The 18,511-nt window shown below is 70.5% G+C and carries 21 protein-coding genes; 13 read left to right on the top strand and 8 right to left on the bottom strand.

Features of this window, described 5'->3' with window-relative positions:
- The coding region (locus tag CCN37_RS36400) for a nitrilase-related carbon-nitrogen hydrolase (RefSeq protein WP_305764729.1) at positions 1-549 on the top strand (549 nt) is incomplete at its 5' end.
- Here the strand turns inward: CCN37_RS36400 and CCN37_RS36405 are convergent.
- Both CCN37_RS36405 and CCN37_RS36410 read right to left on the bottom strand, forming a co-directional pair.
- Positions 546-1,304, bottom strand: a complete 759-nt coding sequence (locus CCN37_RS36405; RefSeq protein WP_086829834.1) for a MerR family transcriptional regulator — start codon at positions 1,302-1,304, stop codon at positions 546-548. The genes CCN37_RS36400 and CCN37_RS36405 overlap by 4 nt on opposite strands.
- A 12-nt stretch (positions 1,305-1,316) precedes the next feature.
- Positions 1,317-1,778, bottom strand: coding sequence for a MarR family winged helix-turn-helix transcriptional regulator (locus CCN37_RS36410; RefSeq protein WP_086829836.1), 462 nt, complete (start codon positions 1,776-1,778; stop codon positions 1,317-1,319).
- A gap of 96 nt (positions 1,779-1,874) precedes the next feature.
- Here CCN37_RS36410 and CCN37_RS36415 point away from each other — a divergent pair, with 96 nt between their 5' ends.
- From CCN37_RS36415 to CCN37_RS36430, 4 genes are all read left to right on the top strand, one after another.
- Entirely contained in the window at positions 1,875-3,632 is a 1,758-nt protein-coding gene (locus tag CCN37_RS36415; RefSeq protein ID WP_086829838.1) for a DEAD/DEAH box helicase, read from the top strand.
- Positions 3,629-4,123 (top strand): hypothetical protein, encoded by a 495-nt coding sequence (locus CCN37_RS36420; protein ID WP_086829841.1) that lies wholly within the window; start codon positions 3,629-3,631, stop codon positions 4,121-4,123. The genes CCN37_RS36415 and CCN37_RS36420 overlap by 4 nt, the downstream gene beginning before the upstream one ends.
- Before the next feature lie 12 nt (positions 4,124-4,135).
- The gene (locus CCN37_RS36425) at positions 4,136-5,284 is read left to right on the top strand and encodes an epoxide hydrolase family protein (RefSeq protein ID WP_086829843.1); all 1,149 of its coding nucleotides are present in this window, start codon (positions 4,136-4,138) and stop codon (positions 5,282-5,284) included.
- A 73-nt stretch (positions 5,285-5,357) separates the two neighbouring features.
- The gene (locus CCN37_RS36430; protein ID WP_086829870.1) at positions 5,358-5,924 is read left to right on the top strand and encodes a dihydrofolate reductase family protein; all 567 of its coding nucleotides are present in this window, start codon (positions 5,358-5,360) and stop codon (positions 5,922-5,924) included.
- On the opposite strand, the gene CCN37_RS36435 is transcribed toward CCN37_RS36430, so the two are convergent.
- Positions 5,914-6,381 carry a GNAT family N-acetyltransferase gene (locus tag CCN37_RS36435; RefSeq protein ID WP_086829845.1) on the bottom strand — a complete coding sequence of 156 codons (468 nt, stop codon included), beginning with the start codon at positions 6,379-6,381 and terminating at the stop codon, positions 5,914-5,916. The genes CCN37_RS36430 and CCN37_RS36435 overlap by 11 nt on opposite strands.
- A 283-nt stretch (positions 6,382-6,664) precedes the next feature.
- Here CCN37_RS36435 and CCN37_RS36440 point away from each other — a divergent pair, with 283 nt between their 5' ends.
- A complete protein-coding gene (locus tag CCN37_RS36440) occupies positions 6,665-7,369 on the top strand; it encodes a hypothetical protein (protein ID WP_143261991.1) in 705 nt (234 codons plus the stop codon).
- Positions 7,370-7,379: 10 nt separating this feature from the next.
- On the opposite strand, the gene CCN37_RS36445 is transcribed toward CCN37_RS36440, so the two are convergent.
- Entirely contained in the window at positions 7,380-7,838 is a 459-nt protein-coding gene (locus tag CCN37_RS36445; RefSeq protein WP_168201028.1) for a MarR family transcriptional regulator, read from the bottom strand.
- Between the two features lie 123 nt (positions 7,839-7,961).
- On the opposite strand from CCN37_RS36445, the gene CCN37_RS36450 reads away from it, so the two are divergent.
- Both CCN37_RS36450 and CCN37_RS36455 read left to right on the top strand, forming a co-directional pair.
- Positions 7,962-8,717, top strand: a complete 756-nt coding sequence (locus tag CCN37_RS36450) for a sugar phosphate isomerase/epimerase (RefSeq protein WP_086829851.1) — start codon at positions 7,962-7,964, stop codon at positions 8,715-8,717.
- Positions 8,718-8,774: 57 nt separating this feature from the next.
- Positions 8,775-9,827: a zinc-binding dehydrogenase gene (locus tag CCN37_RS36455; protein WP_246843525.1), complete on the top strand. Its 1,053-nt coding sequence runs from the start codon at positions 8,775-8,777 to the stop codon at positions 9,825-9,827.
- On the opposite strand, the gene CCN37_RS36460 is transcribed toward CCN37_RS36455, so the two are convergent.
- The gene (locus CCN37_RS36460; protein WP_086829853.1) at positions 9,817-10,755 is read right to left on the bottom strand and encodes a zinc-binding dehydrogenase; all 939 of its coding nucleotides are present in this window, start codon (positions 10,753-10,755) and stop codon (positions 9,817-9,819) included. The genes CCN37_RS36455 and CCN37_RS36460 overlap by 11 nt on opposite strands.
- 33 nt (positions 10,756-10,788) lie before the next feature.
- On the bottom strand, positions 10,789-11,559 hold the full coding sequence (locus CCN37_RS36465; RefSeq protein ID WP_086829876.1) for a helix-turn-helix transcriptional regulator: 771 nt from the start codon (positions 11,557-11,559) through the stop codon (positions 10,789-10,791).
- Between the two features lie 99 nt (positions 11,560-11,658).
- On the opposite strand from CCN37_RS36465, the gene CCN37_RS36470 reads away from it, so the two are divergent.
- On the top strand, positions 11,659-12,012 hold the full coding sequence (locus CCN37_RS36470) for a nuclear transport factor 2 family protein (RefSeq protein WP_086829855.1): 354 nt from the start codon (positions 11,659-11,661) through the stop codon (positions 12,010-12,012).
- On the opposite strand, the gene CCN37_RS36475 is transcribed toward CCN37_RS36470, so the two are convergent.
- On the bottom strand, positions 11,972-12,832 hold the full coding sequence (locus CCN37_RS36475; RefSeq protein ID WP_086829857.1) for an oxidoreductase: 861 nt from the start codon (positions 12,830-12,832) through the stop codon (positions 11,972-11,974). The two genes, CCN37_RS36470 and CCN37_RS36475, sit on opposite strands and share 41 nt — an antisense overlap.
- Before the next feature lie 67 nt (positions 12,833-12,899).
- Here CCN37_RS36475 and CCN37_RS36480 point away from each other — a divergent pair, with 67 nt between their 5' ends.
- The 3 genes from CCN37_RS36480 to CCN37_RS36490 are packed head-to-tail and all read left to right on the top strand — an operon-like array spanning position 12,900 to position 15,865.
- The gene (locus CCN37_RS36480; RefSeq protein WP_086829860.1) at positions 12,900-13,538 is read left to right on the top strand and encodes a response regulator transcription factor; all 639 of its coding nucleotides are present in this window, start codon (positions 12,900-12,902) and stop codon (positions 13,536-13,538) included.
- 21 nt (positions 13,539-13,559) lie between these two features.
- On the top strand, positions 13,560-15,428 hold the full coding sequence (locus CCN37_RS36485) for a hypothetical protein (protein ID WP_086829863.1): 1,869 nt from the start codon (positions 13,560-13,562) through the stop codon (positions 15,426-15,428).
- A 5-nt stretch (positions 15,429-15,433) separates the two neighbouring features.
- Positions 15,434-15,865: a hypothetical protein gene (locus CCN37_RS36490; RefSeq protein ID WP_086829865.1), complete on the top strand. Its 432-nt coding sequence runs from the start codon at positions 15,434-15,436 to the stop codon at positions 15,863-15,865.
- Here CCN37_RS36490 and CCN37_RS36495 read toward each other — a convergent pair.
- Entirely contained in the window at positions 15,800-17,257 is a 1,458-nt protein-coding gene (locus CCN37_RS36495) for an FAD-dependent monooxygenase (RefSeq protein ID WP_086829878.1), read from the bottom strand. The genes CCN37_RS36490 and CCN37_RS36495 overlap by 66 nt on opposite strands.
- A 238-nt stretch (positions 17,258-17,495) precedes the next feature.
- Between CCN37_RS36495 and CCN37_RS36500 the strand changes: the two genes are divergently transcribed.
- Positions 17,496-18,511, top strand: a 1,016-nt coding sequence (locus CCN37_RS36500) for a 4-alpha-glucanotransferase (RefSeq protein WP_210408375.1), incomplete at its 3' end; no start/stop codon positions are given.

Genomic DNA, 18,511 nt, shown 5'->3' on the forward strand with positions numbered 1-18,511 from the left:
GCGGTGTTCCTCGACCCCGTGAAGGGCTTGGTTGCCAAGCACCGCAAGCTCATGCCGACCGCCGCTGAGCGCTTGATCTGGGGGCAGGGCGACGGCTCGACGCTGCCCGTGGTGGAGACCGGCGCGGGGGTGGCGGGGGCGGTGATCTGCTGGGAGAACTACATGCCGTTGTTGCGGACGGCCATGTACGCCAAGGGTGTGCAGGTGTGGTGTGCGCCCACTGTGGACGATCGCGAGGTGTGGCAGTCCACGATGCGGCACATCGCGGTGGAGGGCCGGTGTTTCGTGGCGGCGGCGTGCCAGTACCAGGCGGAGCGGCCGGAGGTGCCGGGGTCGCGGATCAACGGCGGCAGTGTGATCGTGGGTCCGCTCGGTGAGGTGCTCGCGGGGCCGTTGACGGGGGAGGAGGGCCTGATCACCGCGCCCGTGGACCTCGCGTCTCTGGCGGGTGCGCGCTACGACTTCGACGTGACCGGCCACTACGCGCGCCCCGACGTGTTCACGCTGTCGGTCGACGAAACGCCGCGCTCCGCCGTCGTCTTTCGCTAGACGGGGATGGTGATGCGGGTGACGAGGTGTTCGGGCGGGGTGGTGCGCGGGTCGGTGAGGTAGGTCTCGCGGACCAGGCCGTGCGGGGTGTGGCCGTGTTCGTGAATCCACGCGAAGAGGGCGTGGTAGGTCAGGGAGATCTCCCCGTACGGTCCACTGTGGATGATCGTCGCGGCCGGGGTCGCTCGCAGGGTTTCGTCGCAGGACGGGGTTTCCACTGCGGCGGCGATGTCCAGTGTCGGGGTGAGGTCGAGCGGGAACAACCCGATCGGCGGGCCCTGGGCGTCGCGGACCGTGGCGAACAGGCGGGCGACGCACTCGCCGTAGGTGCGGCCGATCTCTTCCTGGGCGCAGCTCGCGCGCTGCACGGCGACCCGGCGCTCAGGCTCGGCGATGAGAGCGATGTCGTTGCGCTCCAATCCTTCTTTGAGTAGCCGTTCGACGCCTTGCAGTGCGGCGCGGTGGCGGCGGAGCTGGGCGTCGATGCGGTCGCGTTCGGCGCGCAGCACGTCCTCGCGAGCTGACTCATCGCCTGCGAGGAGGTCGGCGATCGCTGGGAGCGGCATGTCGAGCGTGCGCAGCAGCCCGATCGTCAACGCGGCGCGGGTCTGCGCGCGGGTGTAGTAGCGGTAGCCGCTGCTGGGGTCGACGTGAGCGGGGCGCAGCAGGCCGAGGTCGTCGTAATGGCGCAGCTGCTTGACGCTGAGGCGGCAGAGCCGGGCGAAGCGGCCGATCGGGAGGAGGTCCTCAGGCATGGAGATCCCCCGTCAGGACGTGGAGCGCAGGCGCGTCAGCTCGGCGAGCGTGCTGGCGCGGGTGGCGGTGACGAAGTCGAGCAGCGCGCGGATGTGCTCGGCGGGGAAGTCGGCGAGGTCCTCGCGGGTGCGCGCGGCCAGGCCCTCGTAGTAGCGGGCGACCCGGCGCAGGCCCTCCTCGGTGGGCTCGATGAGCACGCGGCGCCGGTCCTGCGGGTCGGGGACGCGGCGCACGCAGCCCGCGGCGTCGAGCCGGTCGACCATGCGCGAGGCGGAGCCGGGGGTGAGGCCGACGCGCTCGGCCAGTACGCCGGGGGTGGCGGGGCCGTGGTGGTTGAGGGCGTGCAGGCAGTGCAGGTCGGTGCTGACCACGCCCATCCGGTCGGCGATGAGCCCGTTGAGCTGCACCAGGGCCACCGTCCAGTCCGGCATGGCGTCGATCAGCTCGCCGATGAGCTCGTCCTTCTTCGTCATGTGACACGACCCGATCAGTCAAGTAACTTGTGCGACGCAATCAGTGCGTCGCGCAATAAGTGTGTGACGCTCGTCAAGTGTTCCAGGGAGCCGTCCATGGTTGACAGGCACGTCACCTACGTGCCCGCGCAGGGAGCCTTCGCCGTGTGGGGAACCGCGAGCGCCGGGCGTCGGGCCGTGTGCCGCCTCGCCGTGCCGCGCGGCAACCGCGTCGAGGCCGCTGACGTGCAGGTGTGCCTCGTCGAGCCGCACGAACTGCCCGACACCACCGCCTCCGCGAGGGCGTGGCGCGAGGCCGTCCGCCTAGTTGAGAACGACGCCGACGACGTGGCGTTCGCTGAGCTGGCGCAGCGCATGCCGCCGGTGGCGCACGCCGTGCTCAACAGCGAGGAAACCGCGATCAGCTCCGCCGCCGCGCTACTTGACAGCTACCGTCAAGCAGCGCTCGCGCGCGCCAAGCTCGGCGCCATCAACGCCGAGCTGCGCCCCTACCAGGTGGACGGCGTGGCCTGGCTGAACTCGGTGCCCGGCGGGGGCGTGCTGGCTGACGAGATGGGCCTGGGCAAGACCCTCCAGGCGATCTGCCTGCTCGCCACGCGCGACGGCCCGCACCTGGTGGTCTGCCCGACCTCGCTCGTGGGGAACTGGCGCAGGGAGATCGCGCGCTTCGCCCCGGACACCCCCGTGCTCACCCACCACGGACCACGCCGTGCGCTGCCGGAGACGATCCCGCCGCGCACGGTCGTGATCACCAGCTACAGCGTGCTGCGCGGCGAGGACGACCTCACCAGCAGGGACTGGGACGTGGTCGTGCTCGACGAGGCGCAGCAGGTCAAGAACCCCGACGCCCAAGCCAGCAAAGCCGCCGCGCGGCTGTCCGCCCAGCGCCGCGTCGCGATGACCGGCACCCCGGTGGAGAACCGGCTCGACGAGCTGTGGGCGATCATGTCGCTCACCAACCCCGGGCTGCTGGGCACCCGCGCGCGGTTCCGGCAGCGCTTCGGCACGCCGATCGAGCAACGCCGCTCCACCACCGCCGCGGCCCGGCTCACCGCGCTGATCGCCCCGCACGTGTTGCGGCGCACCAAGTCCGCGGTCGCCACCGACCTGCCGCCGAAGCTGTACTCGACGGTCGCCTGCACCCTCACCAGCGAGCAGGCCGCGCTCTACCGCGACGCCGTCGACCGCGCCTTCACCCTCGGCTTCGGGAGCGGGCTCGAACGCCGGGGCCGCGTGCTGGCGTTGCTCACAGCGCTCAAGCAGATCTGCAACCACCCCGCCCAGTACCGGCCCGACGAGCTGCCCCTGGCCGGGCGTTCCGGCAAGTTCGACCGCGCGACGGAAATGCTCACCGAGATCGTCGAGGACGACGACCGCGCACTGGTGTTCACCCAGTACACGGCAACCGGCGAGCTGCTGTCGCGACACCTCGCCGAGCACATCGGCGGGCCCGTGCCCTTCCTGCACGGCGGGCTCAGCGCCGCGCGCCGCGACGAACTCGTGCGCGCCTTCCAACACGACGCCGACGCGCCACCGGTGCTGCTGCTGAGCCTGCGCGCCGCCGGGTTCGGGCTCAACCTCACCCGCGCCGGACACGTGATGCACTTCGACCGCTGGTGGAACCCGGCCGTGGAAGAACAAGCCACCGACCGCGCGCACCGCATCGGCCAGACCCGCCCGCTCACCGTGCACACCCTGCTCACCGGCGGCACCATCGAGGACCACATCGCCCGCCTGCACGAGAACAAACGCGCACTCGCCGACGCCGTCACCGGCTCGGAGACCGCGCTCGCCGAACTGCCCGACGAGCAACTGCACGACGTGCTCGCCCTCGATCCCGGAGCGATGAGTTGACCCAACCCGAGTACGGCGCGACACCCTGGGGCAGGGCCTGGGTCCGCGCCGTCGAGTCCACCGCCGTCACCCGCCCGAACCCGTTGCTGCCCAGAGCACGCAGCCTCGTCCGCAACAACGCCGTCACCGAGCTGCGCGCCGAGACGGGCAGCGTCACCGCCACCGTCTCCGGCCACACCGTCCACATCGGACTTCCACTGTGGACGGACGTGCCGGAAGGACTCGTCGCCGACCACACCGGCGACCTGCCCGACGAACTCGCCGACACCCTCGCCGTCGCCGTGCCCCTGGCCGAACAGCACACCGAATGCGACTGCAGAACCCGAAATCCGCACTGCGCTCACGTTCTCGCCGCCCTGTACGCGCTGTCGCAGCGCGTCGACGAACGCCCCGTCCTCGCCGCGACACTGCGCTACCCGCTCACCGAGCCAACCGACCCCGATTGGATTCCCCTGGCCGAGATCGACGTTGCGGGCTTCTACGGCGGCTGAAAGCCTGGCCGCATGTCGGCGAACATCACGCGCTTCCGCGTCGAGATCCCCGAAACAGCCCTCACCGACCTGCGCGATCGGCTGAGCCGGACCCGCTGGCCCGAAGCCGAGACCGTCGACGACTGGTCCCAGGGCGTGCCCCTGAACCAGCTCCGCGAGCTCTGCGAGCACTGGGAGAAGGACTACGACTGGCGCGCGGTCGAAGCCCGCCTCAACGCCGTCCCCCAGTACCGCACCGAGATCGACGGCCTCGGCATCCACTTCCTGCACGTCCGCTCACCCCACCCGGACGCCACGCCGCTGTTGCTCACCCACGGCTGGCCCGGCTCCGTCCTGGAGTTCCTCGACGCCATCGGCCCGCTCACCAACCCCACCGACCCGGCCGATGCCTTCCACGTCGTCTGCCCGTCGCTACCCGGCTACGGCTTCAGCGACAAACCCCGCACCACCGGCTGGGACGTCCACCGCATCGCCGATGCGTGGATCGAGTTGATGGACCGCCTCGGCTACCAGCGCTTCGGCGCGCACGGCGGCGACTGGGGCACCAGCGTCACCACCGGCATCGCCCAACGCGTCCCCGAACGGATCATCGGCATCCACCTCGCCCCACCGCTGGCCCCGCCCGACCCCGCCACCTTCGACGACCTCACCGACGCCGAGCACGCCGCGATCGCCGACCTGGAGCGCGCCAAGCAGACCGAGGACGGCTACTCCGTCCAGCAGGGCACCCGGCCGCAGACCCTCGGCTACGCCCTCACCGACTCACCCGTCGGGCAGTGCGCGTGGATCTTGGAGAAGTTCCACGCCTGGACCGACCCCGAGCACCCGCTCACCCGCCAGCAGATGCTGGACAACATCACCCTCTACTGGCTCACCGGCACCGCGACCTCCTCCGCGCGCCTGTACTGGGAGAGCATCGCCGAGATCCAGAAGATCTTCACCGAACCCACCCCGTCCACAGTGGACGTCCCCGTCGCCGCCGCGCTCTTCCCCGCCGAGCTGCTGCGGCCCTCCCGGCGCTGGGTCGCCCAGCGCTTCACCGACATCCGGCAGTGGAGCGAACTCCCTCGCGGAGGTCACTTCGGTGCCTTTGAGCAGCCAGAACTCTTCGTGGAGGACCTGCGCTCGTTCTTCCGGCTGCTCGCCGCGACAAAATCTTGAGCACCGATGTCGAGACCGGCGCGACGGCTCCGTCCCTGGGATGGAAGTGACCGATCGAACCGGGAGAACCGTCATGCGCAAGCTCATCGTCCAGCAGTGGGTCACCGTCGACAACATCGCCGCGGAGGAGGACGGCGGGCTCGGTTTCGTCTCGGGAGAGGCCTTCTCCGACACCACCAACCCCGCGTTCAAGAACGACATCATGGCCTTCATCGACACCGTCGACACCATGATCCTCGGCGCGAACACCTACAACCAGTCCAAGGACTACTGGCCGCACGCCGAGGACCAGGGCGAGTACGGCGAGAAGCTCAACAGCCTCACCAAGTACGTCGCCTCCACCACCCTGGAGCAGGCGCCCTGGGGCGATTTCCCCGCCGCGACCGTCACCGCCGACCCGGCCGCCACCATCCGCGAGCTCAAGCAGCAGGACGGCAAGGACCTCTGGCTGTGGGGGAGCTTGCAGCTGATGCGCTCCCTCATGGACGCCGGGCTCGTCGACGAGGTCCGCATGATGGTCAGCCCGGTCTCGCGCGGCAGGGGAACCCGCCTCTTCGAGGACACCCACGACCTGCACGCCCTCGACGCGACCGCCTACGTCAACGGCATCGTCATCCTCCGCTACGAGCTCACGAAATAGGCCGGACGAGCTTCGTCTCGAACGCCGCGAAGCCGTGCTTGCCGTACAGGGCGAGCGCGGCTTCGTTGCTCGAGTACGCTGACACCGAGAATTCGTTCACCCCGTGAGAATCGGCCCACTCGAAGAAGCGCTCCACCAACGCCGAACCGATTCCGCGGCGCCGGAACGCGGCATCGACCCGCATGCTCTCCAACACCCCCGTCACCGCGCCCGGCCGCATCGACGAGCGCCCGATCCGGCCCACCAGATGCCCCGCGACACGATCCTCCCTGGCCAACAGGCACACCGCGGCCGGGTCGCCGACCAGGCCGGAGTAGTAGGCAGCACCTTCACGGGCGGGCCAGCCGGTGTCCATGAACGGATCACGCCGCCCACCGTCCTCAGCGAACAAGGAATTCACCGAAGACACGAGATCGGCAATGTCATCGGCCGTCGCAACAATGATTCTCGGGGTCATTGGATGACCGTATCACATGCCTTTTTTTAATTAATTAAACAATGTCGCGGGCGTTCGGTGGGCATCCGGAGCCAACGAGTCGGCGCCCGGCGCGTCCTACGGGTAGACGGACAACGACGACGCGAGGTGGTGGTCACGTGCTCATCGATCAGGGCCTGCCCTGGTTGTGCGCGCGAGTGGTGGGTGGCTGCGGTGCGCCACCGATGACGGGGGAGCGGGGGTACCGGTGGCTCGAACGGGGACACGCGGCGGTGGCATCGGCGAGTTCACTAGGGTTGATCACGTGAAGTGGCGACGTGGTGGCTGGGAGCGGGTGCCCGCTCCGTCCTCAGTGGCAGAGACCTCCGTGGTGAACCCGCAACGCCCGCCGACGATGAGGATCGCGGCACCCGACAGGGCACAGGGGCTGCAGCCGGGGGCGATCGACCTCGACTTCGGCGTCTCCGGGGCGCGGTGGCTGATGCTCGGCGGCGGGATCTCCGGATTCCTCGCCGTGGTCTGCGCGGCCATCCTCACCGACGGCGAGACGCACCCGTGGGTCTGGCTCTGGCAGATCCTCTCCGGTGCGGCGTTCCTGTGGTTCGTCAGCAGCGCCCGCGCCTCGCTGCGCGGCCGGGGCGTGATCGTCGACCGGCGCGCGCTGTGGTGGCGCGCGGACGGGACGCTGCACGCGGTGCCCTGGCGCGAGATCGGCGCGGTCGGCATCAGCACGCGTCCGCTGCTGGACCGCGCCAGCGTCGTGCGCCCCGATCGGCGCATCGGCCTGGAGGTCTTCCCGGCGGACCCGGCCTTCCCCGCCCGCTACCCCGAGCTGGACCAGTGGCGCGTGGACGAGGCGCCGCCGCGCGAAGGGCTGCCCGCCACGCGCTACCGGTTCCCGCTGCCGCCTGCCGGGCGGCTGCCCGGCAAGGTCGAGGACGCGGTGCAGGACGTCGCCGCCAGCGCGTGGGTCGGCCGCTACCGCATCGAAGCGCCCGCCTCGGCGTGAGAGCCGTTCGTCAGCGCGAGAGCCGTTCAGCGGCCTCGCGCTGACGGCGGGCGATCTCCTCGGTGAACTCCACGATCGTGCGCAGCTTCTCGTCGTCGTAGTCGGCGCACAGCCGCGCGACCGTGTCGAGGTAGTCCTTGAGCAGCGCGTCGGCTCCGCGCTGGCGGTCCCGGCGCACCTGCACCAGCAGCCGTCTGCGGTCCTGCGGGTGCGGGGTCCGCCGCGCGAAACCCTTCTGCTCCAACCGGTTGATCAGCCCGGTGATCGAGGCGGGCGCCAGGCCGCAGCGCCGCGACAGCTCGCCCGGGGTCAGCGCGCCGCTGCTCTCCAGCAGCTCCAGCGCCTTCTCCTCCACCGGGGACAGCCCCTGCTTGTCGGCGACGGCGGAGTGCAGCCGCACCGCGGCCGCGGCGAGCCGCCTGCCCGCCGCGAGGACCTGGTCTACGAGCTCGTCCCGACTGTTGGCCACGATCATGATCATATCGAGATATTCGTTCGGCGAACGAAATTACTGCGCGAACCGAATCTGGTTGTGATTATCGTTGTCGAGTAGGGTGGGTGCGGTCGTCCGGCGGAGAGCGGGGAGAGCGCAGTGATCGTTCCCGGAGTGGTCTCGGTGACCTTCCGACAGTTGTCCGTGCCCGAGATCGTGCGGGTCACCGCCGACGCGGGGCTGCGCGCGATCACCTGGGGCGGCGACGTCCACGTCCCCGTGGGCGATCTCGCCGCCGCCGAGCGCGCCAGGAGCTTGACCGCCGACGCGGGCCTGCTCGTGGAGGGCTACGGCTCCTACTACAAGGCCGGCGACACCGAACCCGCCGCGTTCGCCGACGCCCTGAGCACCGCCGTCGCACTCGGCGCGCCCGTCATCCGTGTCTGGGCGGGCGTCACCGGAACCACCGACACCGACACCGCGCGCCGTGCCGCCGTCACCGAGGACCTGCGCCGCTGCGCCGAACTCGCCGCCGTGCACGGAGTCCGCGTCGCGGTGGAGTACCACGTGGAGACGCTGACCGACGACATCGACTCCGCCACGCGGCTGTTCGAGGACGTCGACGCGCTCGTGCCGTACTGGCAGCCCAAGGAGACCCCCGAGGTGGACTCCTGCCTCAAGGAAGTGCGGTCGCTGCTGCCGAAACTGCGCACGGTGCACGCCTTCTCCTGGGGCCCGGACGGGTTCACCGAACGCCTCGCCCTCGCCGAGCGCGCCGACCTCTGGCAGCCCGTGCTCGCCGAGCTCGACGCCGACGAGCAGGACCGGTTCGTGTTGCTGGAGTTCGTCCCTGACGACTCCGTCGAGCAGTTCCGCCGCGACGCCGCCGCCCTGCTGAACTGGTCCGGCGCCTGAGAATCCGCCGCCACCCGGTAGTGATCTTTGCCGGGTGGTTGTGCGAGATTGGTCGGCGTGACTGCCACGATGCTCGCCGGACGGCTGGACCTGACCACCAAGCGCTTCGCGGTGGAGGAGGTGCCGGTACCCCGACCTGCGCCGAACGAGGTCCTGGTCGCGGTCCGCGCCTCCGGGGTGTGCCTATCCGACCTGCACCTCATCGGCGGCGCGTTCACGCCCGCCTACAACCCGGCCAAGGCGGTCACCCTCGGCCACGAGGTCGCCGGAGTGATCGAAGCGCTCGGCGCGGACGTGCCGGACAGGCTCCGCGTGGGCCAGCGCGTCGCGCTCCAGGCAGGCCAGTCCTGCGGCGCCTGCGACAACTGCGTCCGCGCGATGAGCCCGTGCCTGCGCGTGCTCACACGCGGCGTGGACTACGACGGAGGCTGGGCGGAGTACACGGTCGCCCGCCACGACACGGTCGTCCCGATCCCCGACAGCCTCCCCTTCGAGCAGGCGGCGATCATCCCCGACGCGGTCTCCACGCCCTACGCGGCGATCGTGACGACCGCGCAGGTCACGGTCGGCGAATCGGCGGGCGTCTGGGGGACCGGCGGGCTCGGCACGCACGCCGTGCAGATCCTGCGCCTGGTCGGCTCGGCCCCGATCGTCGCCATCGACCCGAACAAGGCCGCCCGCGAGCGCGCGCTGGGCTTCGGCGCCGACACCGCGCTGGACCCGCTGGCCGAGGACTTCGCCGAACAGCTGCGCGCGGCCACCGGCGGCAAGGGCCTCGACCACGCCTTCGACTTCGCCGGATCGGGCGCGGCCCGCAAACAGGCCGCGAAGTCCTTGTCGCGCAAGGGAAAGCTCGTGCTGGCCGGGCTCACCCCCGAACAGCTCGAAGTCGGCGACAGCATTGGCTTCTGCTTCGAGCTCCAGCAGGTCATGGGCCACTACGGGTCACTGCCGCAGCACGTGGAGGACCTGATCGCCCTCGCCGGGCACGGGCGGCTGGACTTCTCGCGCTCCATCACCGACCGCATCCCGCTCGCCGAGGCCGAGCGCGCGGTGAAGCAGCTGCACGACAAGGTCGGCGACCCGATCCGCCTCGTGCTCACTCCCTGACGACCAGCAAGGTCTTCCCGAGCGCGCCGCGAGACTCCATCGCCGCATGAGCCTCAGCGGCGCGCTCCAACGGGAACCTCTGCCCGATCACCGGCCGCAGACCGCCCGCCGCGGCATCGGCCAGCACGCGTTCCGCCCAGCCGCGGACGTGCTCGCCGAAGCCGAAGAGCTGATCGATCCCCAGCACCCGCACACCCGTGCCCGCGCCGTCGAAAGAGGACACCGCGCCACTGGACGCGCCGTGCACGGAGAACCGGCCGCCGGGCCTGACCAGGCCGAACGCCGCACGGCCGATCTCTCCGCCGACGCCGTCGAACACCACGTCGACCTGGCCGAGCCCTGCCGTCCAGTCCGCGGCGGAGTAGTCGACAACCGCGTCCGCGCCGAGGGAACGCACCAGATCGAGCTTGCGCGCACCCCGAGTCGCCCCGATCACGTGCGCCCCACGTGCCTTGGCCAACTGCACGAGCAGGCTCCCGACACCACCCGCGGCGGCCTCCACGAGAACCACGTCCCCGGCCTGAACACGTGCCCCCTCAACGAGTCCGAGCGCCGTGGAACCATCGGTGTGCAGGCCGACCGCCTCGGCCAGACCCAAGCCCTCCGGCACCACGATCAGCGACTCCACCGGCGCGACGGCCACCTCCGCGAACGCCCCGGTCATCCCCGGATCGGCGAGCACACGACGACCGAACCACCGCGCGTCGGAGGAGACAACGGTCCCCGCGACGATGCCGCCGGGCACGTAAGGCGGCTCGGGCACCTCGTGCCACTTGTCCACACCGCGCCGGATCTGAGTGTCCACAAAGGTCAGTCCAGCGAAGGAGACCTCGACCAACACCTCGCCCGGACCCGCGGCGGGCGCGGGGGCGGAACGGGGAACCAGCACCTCGGGACCGCCGAACCGCGTCAGCTCCACAACTCTCATACCGCGAGTGTTCAACCTCAACTCGCGTTCAGGTCAACGGCCGCGCAGGAACTCCGCCGTCACGGCATCAGCCGGGAAGAACGACTCCACGGACAGCTCCGCGACGGTCACGTCCAACGCCGTGCCGAAGGTCGACACAGTGCTCAACAGGCTCAGTTCGGTGTCTTCGAGGCGAATCCGCAGGGGCACGAACACCTCGCCGGTGTCGGGCACCTCGACCTCCGGCTCCTCGCACGGGTACCCGCGCAGCTCCTCCAACAGCGCCGTGACCTCCTCGTCGCCGCTCACCGCGATCTCCCTGGCGAGGCGGCTGAGCAGGTGCGCGCGCCACTGGCCGAGGTTGGCGATGTGCGGCGCCATGCCGTCCGGGTGCAAGCTCAGCCGCAGCGCGTTCGGCTGCCCCTGGAGCAGGTGCGGCGCAACGGTGTCGGTGAACAACGAGCTGGCCGCGTTGGCCTCCACCAGGTTCCACCCCCGGTCCACCGCCACCGACGGATACGGCTCGTGCGCGGTCAACACCTGGCGCACCGCGGCCTGCACCGCGCTCAGCCGCGGCGAGTCCAACGCGCTCTCCTGGTAGGCGGGCGCGAACCCCGCCGCCAACAACAGCCGGTTGCGCTCGCGCAGCGGCACCTCCAGCTGCTCCGCCAAGCGCAGCACCATCTCCCGGCTCGGCGCGGACCGACCCGTCTCCAGGAAGCTCAGGTGCCGCGCGGAGATGTCGGCGCTCAGCGCCAAGTCCAGCTGCGACAACCGACGCCGACCGCGCCAGTCGCGCAGCATCTCGCCAATCGGGGTGCTCATGAACTTGAGCTTAAGCGCACCCGCCATTACCTCCGGCGTAATCGACACCGCGACCTCCTCCGGCCGATTGTTGTGCCACACCAACCGAAGGAGACCGCAGTGACCGACATCGCCGCCCGCTACATCGCCGTCTGGAACGAGACCGACGCGGCCAAGCGCAGGCACCTCGTCGACGAACTGTTCACCGAGGACGCCACCTACACCGACCCGCTGGCCGACGTCGCCGGGCGGGACGGCATCGACATGGTGATCGCGGGCGCGCAGCAGCAGTTCGCCGGACTCGTCTTCAGCGTGCCCGCCGAGGCCGACGCGCACCACGACGTCGCCCGCTTCCACTGGCACCTCGGCGTCCCGGGCGAGGCGGAGCCGCTGGCGATCGGCTTCGACGTGGTGCGCGTGGACGGCGAGCGCATCAGCTCCGTGCTGGGCTTCCTGGACCAGATCCCCGGCTGAGCCGGTCCATCTCCTCCTCGGACAGCGAGATCTCCGCCGCCGCCACGTTCTGCTCCAGGTGCCCGAGATCGCCCGTGCCCGGAATGGCCAGCACGTTCGGCCCCCGGTGCAACGTCCACGCGATCAACACCTGCGCGGCGGTCACACCGTGCGCGGCGGCGATCTCCGCGACGGCCCTCTGTGGAGCGCCCCGATCCACGGAGAAGAACGGCGCGAACGCGATGCCCTGCTCGGCGCACTGGTCGAGCAGGGCATCGTCCTCAGCGTCCCGAGCACCCAGCCCGTACAGGTTCTGCACGCACACCACCGGCGCGATCGCGAGCGCCTCGGCCAAGTGCGCGGTGCCGACGTTGGAGATCCCGAGGTGCCGGATCAACCCCGCCTCGCGCAGCTCCGCCAGCGCGCCGAAGTGCTCCGCGATCGACCCGGTCCCACGCTCCAGACCAGCACCGATGCGCAAATTCACCACATCGAGGGCGTCCAGGCCGAGCTGGCGCAGGTTCTCCTCCACCTGCCCGCGCAGCTGGTCCGGCCGCGCCCGGTACCACTCGCCAGAGGGGTCCCGGCCCGGACCGACCTTGGTCACGATCACCAGGTCCTCGGCGTAGGGCCGCAGCGCGGAGCCGATCAGCTCGTTCGCCGACAGCAGCGGCGAGAAGTAGAAGGAGGCGGTGTCGATGTGGTTCACGCCCAGCTCCACCGCGCGCCGCAGCACGGCGACCGCCTCGTCGCGGTCGAGCGGACGGGTGGTCAGGCGCATCGCGCCGTAGCCGAGCCGGTTGACCTTGCGGTCGCCCAGCTCCCAGGTCGAGGTCGTCATGGGAACCAGCCTGCGCCGAGGCGAGCGAGCACGACGCGCAACGGCAACTTCCTGCCACACTGACTCCATGAGCACGGTCGTCCCCAACCAGATCGTCCGCAGCGAAGAGGCGTTGTTCGCGCGCACGGCCCACCTGTTCGCGGCGGCCTCCGAGGTGTCCTGCGCCGCCGACGACCTCAACACCTGGGCGACCTCCAAACCCCGCCCGCGCCCGCAGCTGCACGGGGACAAGCGCATCCGCAAGATGTTCCGCCCCGGCGTGCTGCTCGACCCGCGCTCCGCCGCCCACCTGCACGAACTCGACCAGGTCGGCGTGGACGTGCGGATCAGCCCCGACGAGATCAACGAGACGATCATCCTCGATCGCCGCATCGTCATCCTCGCCGGTGAACTGGTCGGCGCCACCCGCGAGTTCCGGGTCTTCGACAGCTCCGACGTGGCGCGAAGCGTGTCCACCCTCTACGACGCCGCGTGGCGCGTGGCCAGCCCGCTGCGGACCTACGACAGGAGCTTTGCCGAGCTGCGGGCGCTCGCGCCGCGCCTGCTGGAGGTGCTGGCATCGGGCAGCAAGGACGAGACGGCCGCCCGCGAGCTGAACCTCGGCGTGCGCACCTACCGGCGGCGCGTGGCCGAGCTGATGACCGCGCTCGGCGCCAGCTCCCGGTTCCAGGCCGGGGTCCGGGCCCGCGAACTCGGGCTGGTGTGATCATCCGGGTACGGTTGCCCGGTGTTCGCGGGGCTCGACAAGATCGACTGGTTATCGCTGGAGCACGCGTACGGACCCGCGGCCGACGTCCCGGAGATCCTGCGCGGCCTCGCATCCACCGACGCGCGTGCCCGTGAGCTGGCCTACGAGGACTTCGCCGACGCCCTGCACCACGGCGGCGACGTGCACGAGCCGACCGCGCTGTGCGTGCCGTTCCTGCTCGAAGCGGTGTTCGAGCCCTCGACACCGCAGCGCGCGGACCTGCTCGACCTGATCGCCAGCGTCTGCGGAGCGGACGAGACCGGCCTGGACACGTGGACGCCGGGCGAGCCCGACCCGCACGAGAACCACCGCCACGCCGCCACCGCCCGAGCATCGGTCAGCGCCGAGCTGCCCCAGCTCCTCGCGCTCTTCGACGACCCCGCGCCCGAGGTCCGCCGAGCCCTGCCGATCGTGCTCGCGGTGTGTCAGGAGCATTGGGCCACAACGCTTTCCGTGCTCTACGGCCGGATCGCCGCCGAGCCGGACCCGCACGCGCGAGCCGCCGTCGTGCGCGCGGTCGGCATGATCGCGCCGCACCTCGACGACGACACCGAACTCGACGCCGCGCTCGCCTGGATCGCCGAGCGCGCGGCCGACGGGGACCGTCCGATCGTGCAGCTCCGCGCGTTGGCGACGCTCGCCGACATCGACCCGGGAGCGCTGCCCGCCGACGTCGCCTCGATCGCCGCAGCCGCCGTGCACGCCGTCGACGGCACCTCCGCAGCGCACCTCGTGCGGTCACTGGACACCGCGCTCAGCAGTCGAACGGTCGAGCGAACCGCGCTCATCGCCGAGCTGCTTTCCTGTGACGCCAACGATGTTCGCCGTCTGGGTTGTGCGCTGGCCCGCGCGCTCGTTCGGGAGTGGCGCGGCGACCACAGCGAGCTGGCCCGACGCGTCGGCGACCTGCTCGCGATTCCCGAGCTGACCAAGGACGCGACCGAGACCCTGGACCACTTCGGCCCGGACGCCGCGCCCGCCGCCGATGCTTTGCTTGCGGCACAAAACGGATCGCCTCACCTCCTGCGAGCCCTCGCGCGCACCGGGGACGCACGAGCAGTGCCGGCAGTGCGAGAAGCCTTGGAGAACAAGGACATTCCCGTCGAGATCGGCAGCGTGCTCTACGGCATCCGCGAGCACACCGCGCCCCTGCTGCCGACTCTGCGCGCGCGGCTCCGTGATGTGAGTGACGTGCGCCGACGCGGTGGGTTGCTGACCGCGATCGGCAACCTTGAGCACGCCGGAGCCGACGCAGCACCAGATCTGGTGGAACTGCTGCAATCCGGAGCCCGCGACAGCGCGCTGTTCTACGCGCTGCGGGCGATCGGTCCGGCTTCGGCCGCAGCCGTGCCGTTGCTGCGGCAGCTCTGCGCGGAGCACCCCTTCGACGCCCCGCTGGCGCTGTGGCGGATCGCAGGAGACCCCGAACCCGCGCTGGCCGCCATCGACGCCAGCGACAACGGCATGCGCTTGGCCGCCGCCCTCGGACCTGCGGCGACCGACGCGCTCCGGCTGGTGCGGGCACGGCTGACAGAGGTGACGGACGCGTGGTCCCGCATGCACGCCGCGCTCGCGCTCTGGGAGATCACCGCCGACGCCGACGAAGTGGTCCCGGTGCTGATCACCGCGTGGCGCGGCAACTCCCACTGCCGCACGGTCGTGGCACGGTGCCTCGCCGAGATCGGGGCAGCCGCGCGCGCCGCCGAAGGGCTGCTGCGCACCGAACTCGCCCAGCCACGCAGGCACAACGTCGGCGTCCACTTCGCCGACGCGGTCAACGAGGATCGAGAACTGCTAAGCGCCTGTTCAGCCTTTCTAGGTTTTTTTGGCGCGCCACAGGGCAACTAACCCTCATGCGACATCTACGTCGACCGCATCGGCCCGGTGAGCGGTGGACACCGGTCAACGAGGCGGACCAGAACCTGGGCGCGATCCTGCTCGTCGAGCTGGTCGTCCGGCCCGTGGCGTACACGACCTTCGACCCCGGAGCCGACCCCCGGCGCGGGACCATGGCCGAGCTGCTGGCGCTGACCTCCGTGCTGCGCATCGACGACCTCGTCATGCGCGTGCACGCCATCATGGAGACCGAGGGCCAGCGCGCACCGGACGGCGGCGCTGACCGCGTTGCCTCGGCGGTGCTGGACGGCTGCGAGGCGTTCACCCACCGGTGGCGCAACCAACCGCTCAACCCCGCCGAGTTCAACCGCGAGCTGACCGCGCTAGAAGACGGTCTCGACACCATCTCGCTCGACCTTGCCGCCGGCATCAACCAAGGCCGTCTCTGAGGCTTCGCCGAACCACCGCGCCAACTGCACGTCGAGGCCCTGCTGATCCTCGCCGATCCAAGCGACGTGGCCGTCCGGGCGGAGCAGGAGAGCGGGAACATCCAGCGCCGCAGAGGAATCCGCGAGCAGATCGACCCGATCAGCCCAGCCACCCACGGTCAAGCTCCCAGTGCGATCCAGCAGCAGACCGCGGCCTCGACTCAGCAGGGCATACAGGCGGCCGTGCTCGACGTCGATGTCAGGTAGGCGACGACCGAGCAGATCGGGACCCTCGCCGAAGTCGTAGCGAACGCCGATCCCGGTGATCTTCTCGATCAGGCGGCGGTTGACCTCGTTGAAGTCCATCAGCTCGGTGAGCAGCCTGCGCACCGCCCGCGCGCCCGGCTCTGGAGAAAGCAGCTCCGTCTGAGCACGGGTGTTGTCCAGCACGTCCTCAGCGACCGGGTGACGCTCGGCGTGATAGGTGTCCAGCAAGGACTCCGGCGCCCAGCCCCGGATCTGCGCGGCCAGCTTCCACCCGAGGTTGAACGCGTCCTGAACACCCAGATTCAGGCCCTGACCGCCAATGGGCGGATGAATGTGCGCCGCGTCGCCCGCCAACAGCACCCGCCCCACGCGATAACGCTCAGCCAGCCGAGTCGCATCGCCGAAACGGGACAACCACCGCGGGGAGTGCACACCGAAATCCGTTCCCGCTAAGGCGCGCAGCTGCTTCTGGAAATCTTCGAGCGTGGGCGGCGCCGAACTGAGTCCCTCCGCCGGGACCACCACGCGGTACATGCCACCGCCGAAAGGCTGGAGCGTGAGCGTCCTGGTGATCTTGGCGGCGATCTCCTCGTGCGGCACACCGACTTCCATCTCACCCATCAACGTCTCGGACCGCGAGGGCTCGCCGGGAAAACCGACACCGAGCAGCTTGCGCACAGTGCTGCGCCCGCCATCGCAGCCGACGAGGAAGCGCGAGCGCACCCGTTCCCCATCAGCCAACTCGACGGTCACACCCTCGGAATCCTGCTCGAAACCCGCCACCGCACAACCGCGCCGGATGTCCGCGCCCAACGCGGCAGCGTGCTGTTCGAGCAGCTCGACGATGACCGGCTGCGGAATGCCGAGCAAATACGGGTGCGCGGAATCCAGGCCCTCCGGAACGGGCTTGGCGATCGCGGCGAAGAAACCAGCCGCCGGACGCTGCCTCCCGCGCTCGGCGACGCGCTCCAACAGCCCGCGCATGGCCAGCAATTCGATGCTGCGAATGTGCAGACCGACAATGCGGACGAAGGAGACCGGCTCGGTCTCCTTCTCCAGAACGAGAACCCGGACATCGTGCAGCCGCAGCTCGGCGGCCAGCATCGCGCCGGTCGGACCGCACCCGGCGATGATCACGTCAAACATGGTGGTGCCCTTCGGGAGTCGCATGGCGCTCCCGGCGACACCTGCGTCAGTCGCCCGACCGTGACGGGAGGGGGAGCACCCACATCGCTGCTGCGTTCACGGGTCTCACCTCCTCGGACAGGATCGCGGTCAGCGGCAAGCTACAAGCCCGGCGGCCACTGCGTCGAACGCTTTTCCCGCCTTGCTCCGTTCGGGGTGAGAGCCTGCCCGCCCGCGCCGCTGCTGCAAGACTGAGGCCGTGGATGACGATCTTGTGGCCCTCGCCGAAGCGCACGGCGTCGCGACCTGGTACGAGGACGGCAACCTGGAACGCGTCGACGTCGCCCCCGACGTGGTGGCCGACGTGCTCGCGCTGCTCGACGTGGACGCCTCGACGCCGGAGTCCGTGCGCGCCGAACTGGACCGCGTCCGCGCCCGCGCGGCCGAGAACCGGCTACCGCCGACGATCGTGCTCCGCCAGGGAGCGACCCGCGTCGTCGGGGCGGGCGTGCTGTTGCTCGAAGACGGCACCTTCGTCGACGTCGACGGGGAGCTGCCCGCCGACCTCCCGTTGGGCTGGCACGAGCTGCGCGCCGCTGACCAGGTGATCACCGTCGTCGTCGCCCCGCCCGCACTGCCCGAACCACCGCGCGCCTGGGGATGGATGCTCCAGCTGTACGCGGTGCGCTCGGCGGAGTCGTGGGGGATGGGCGACCTCGCCGACCTCGCGGACTTCACGCGCTGGGCCGCCGCCAGCGGCGCCGGGATGGTGCTGGTCAACCCGCTGCACGCGCCGAACCTCGTCGAGCCGGTCGAGCCCTCGCCGTACTCGCCGTCCAGCCGCCAGTTCGTCAACCCGCTCTACCTGCGCATCGAGCACACCGACGCCTACGCCCGCGCTGATGCCGCGACGCGCGCCCAGGTCGACGCGCTCCGCGCCCCCAACGGCGACCGCATCGACTACGACGAGGTGTGGCGGGCCAAACGCGCCGCGCTGGAGTTGTTGTGGCCCTTCGCCGAAGTCGCCGAACCCGACGCGGCGCTGCGGTCCTTCGCCACCTACTGCGTCATCGCCGAGAAACACGGCCCCGACTGGCGTTCGTGGCCGGAAACGTTGCGCCACCCCAAGAACGTGGACCACGACGATGACCGCGTGCGGTTCTACGCGTGGCTGCAACAACTGTGCGCCGCTCAGCTCTCCCAGGCCCGCCAAGGCGTCCGCGTCGTCCACGACCTCGCGGTCGGCGTCAACCCGGCGGGCCTGGGAGAGCTGAG

It is taken from the genome of Allokutzneria sp. NRRL B-24872 (assembly GCF_002155965.1).
In the GTDB taxonomy this organism is placed as follows: domain Bacteria; phylum Actinomycetota; class Actinomycetes; order Mycobacteriales; family Pseudonocardiaceae; genus Allokutzneria.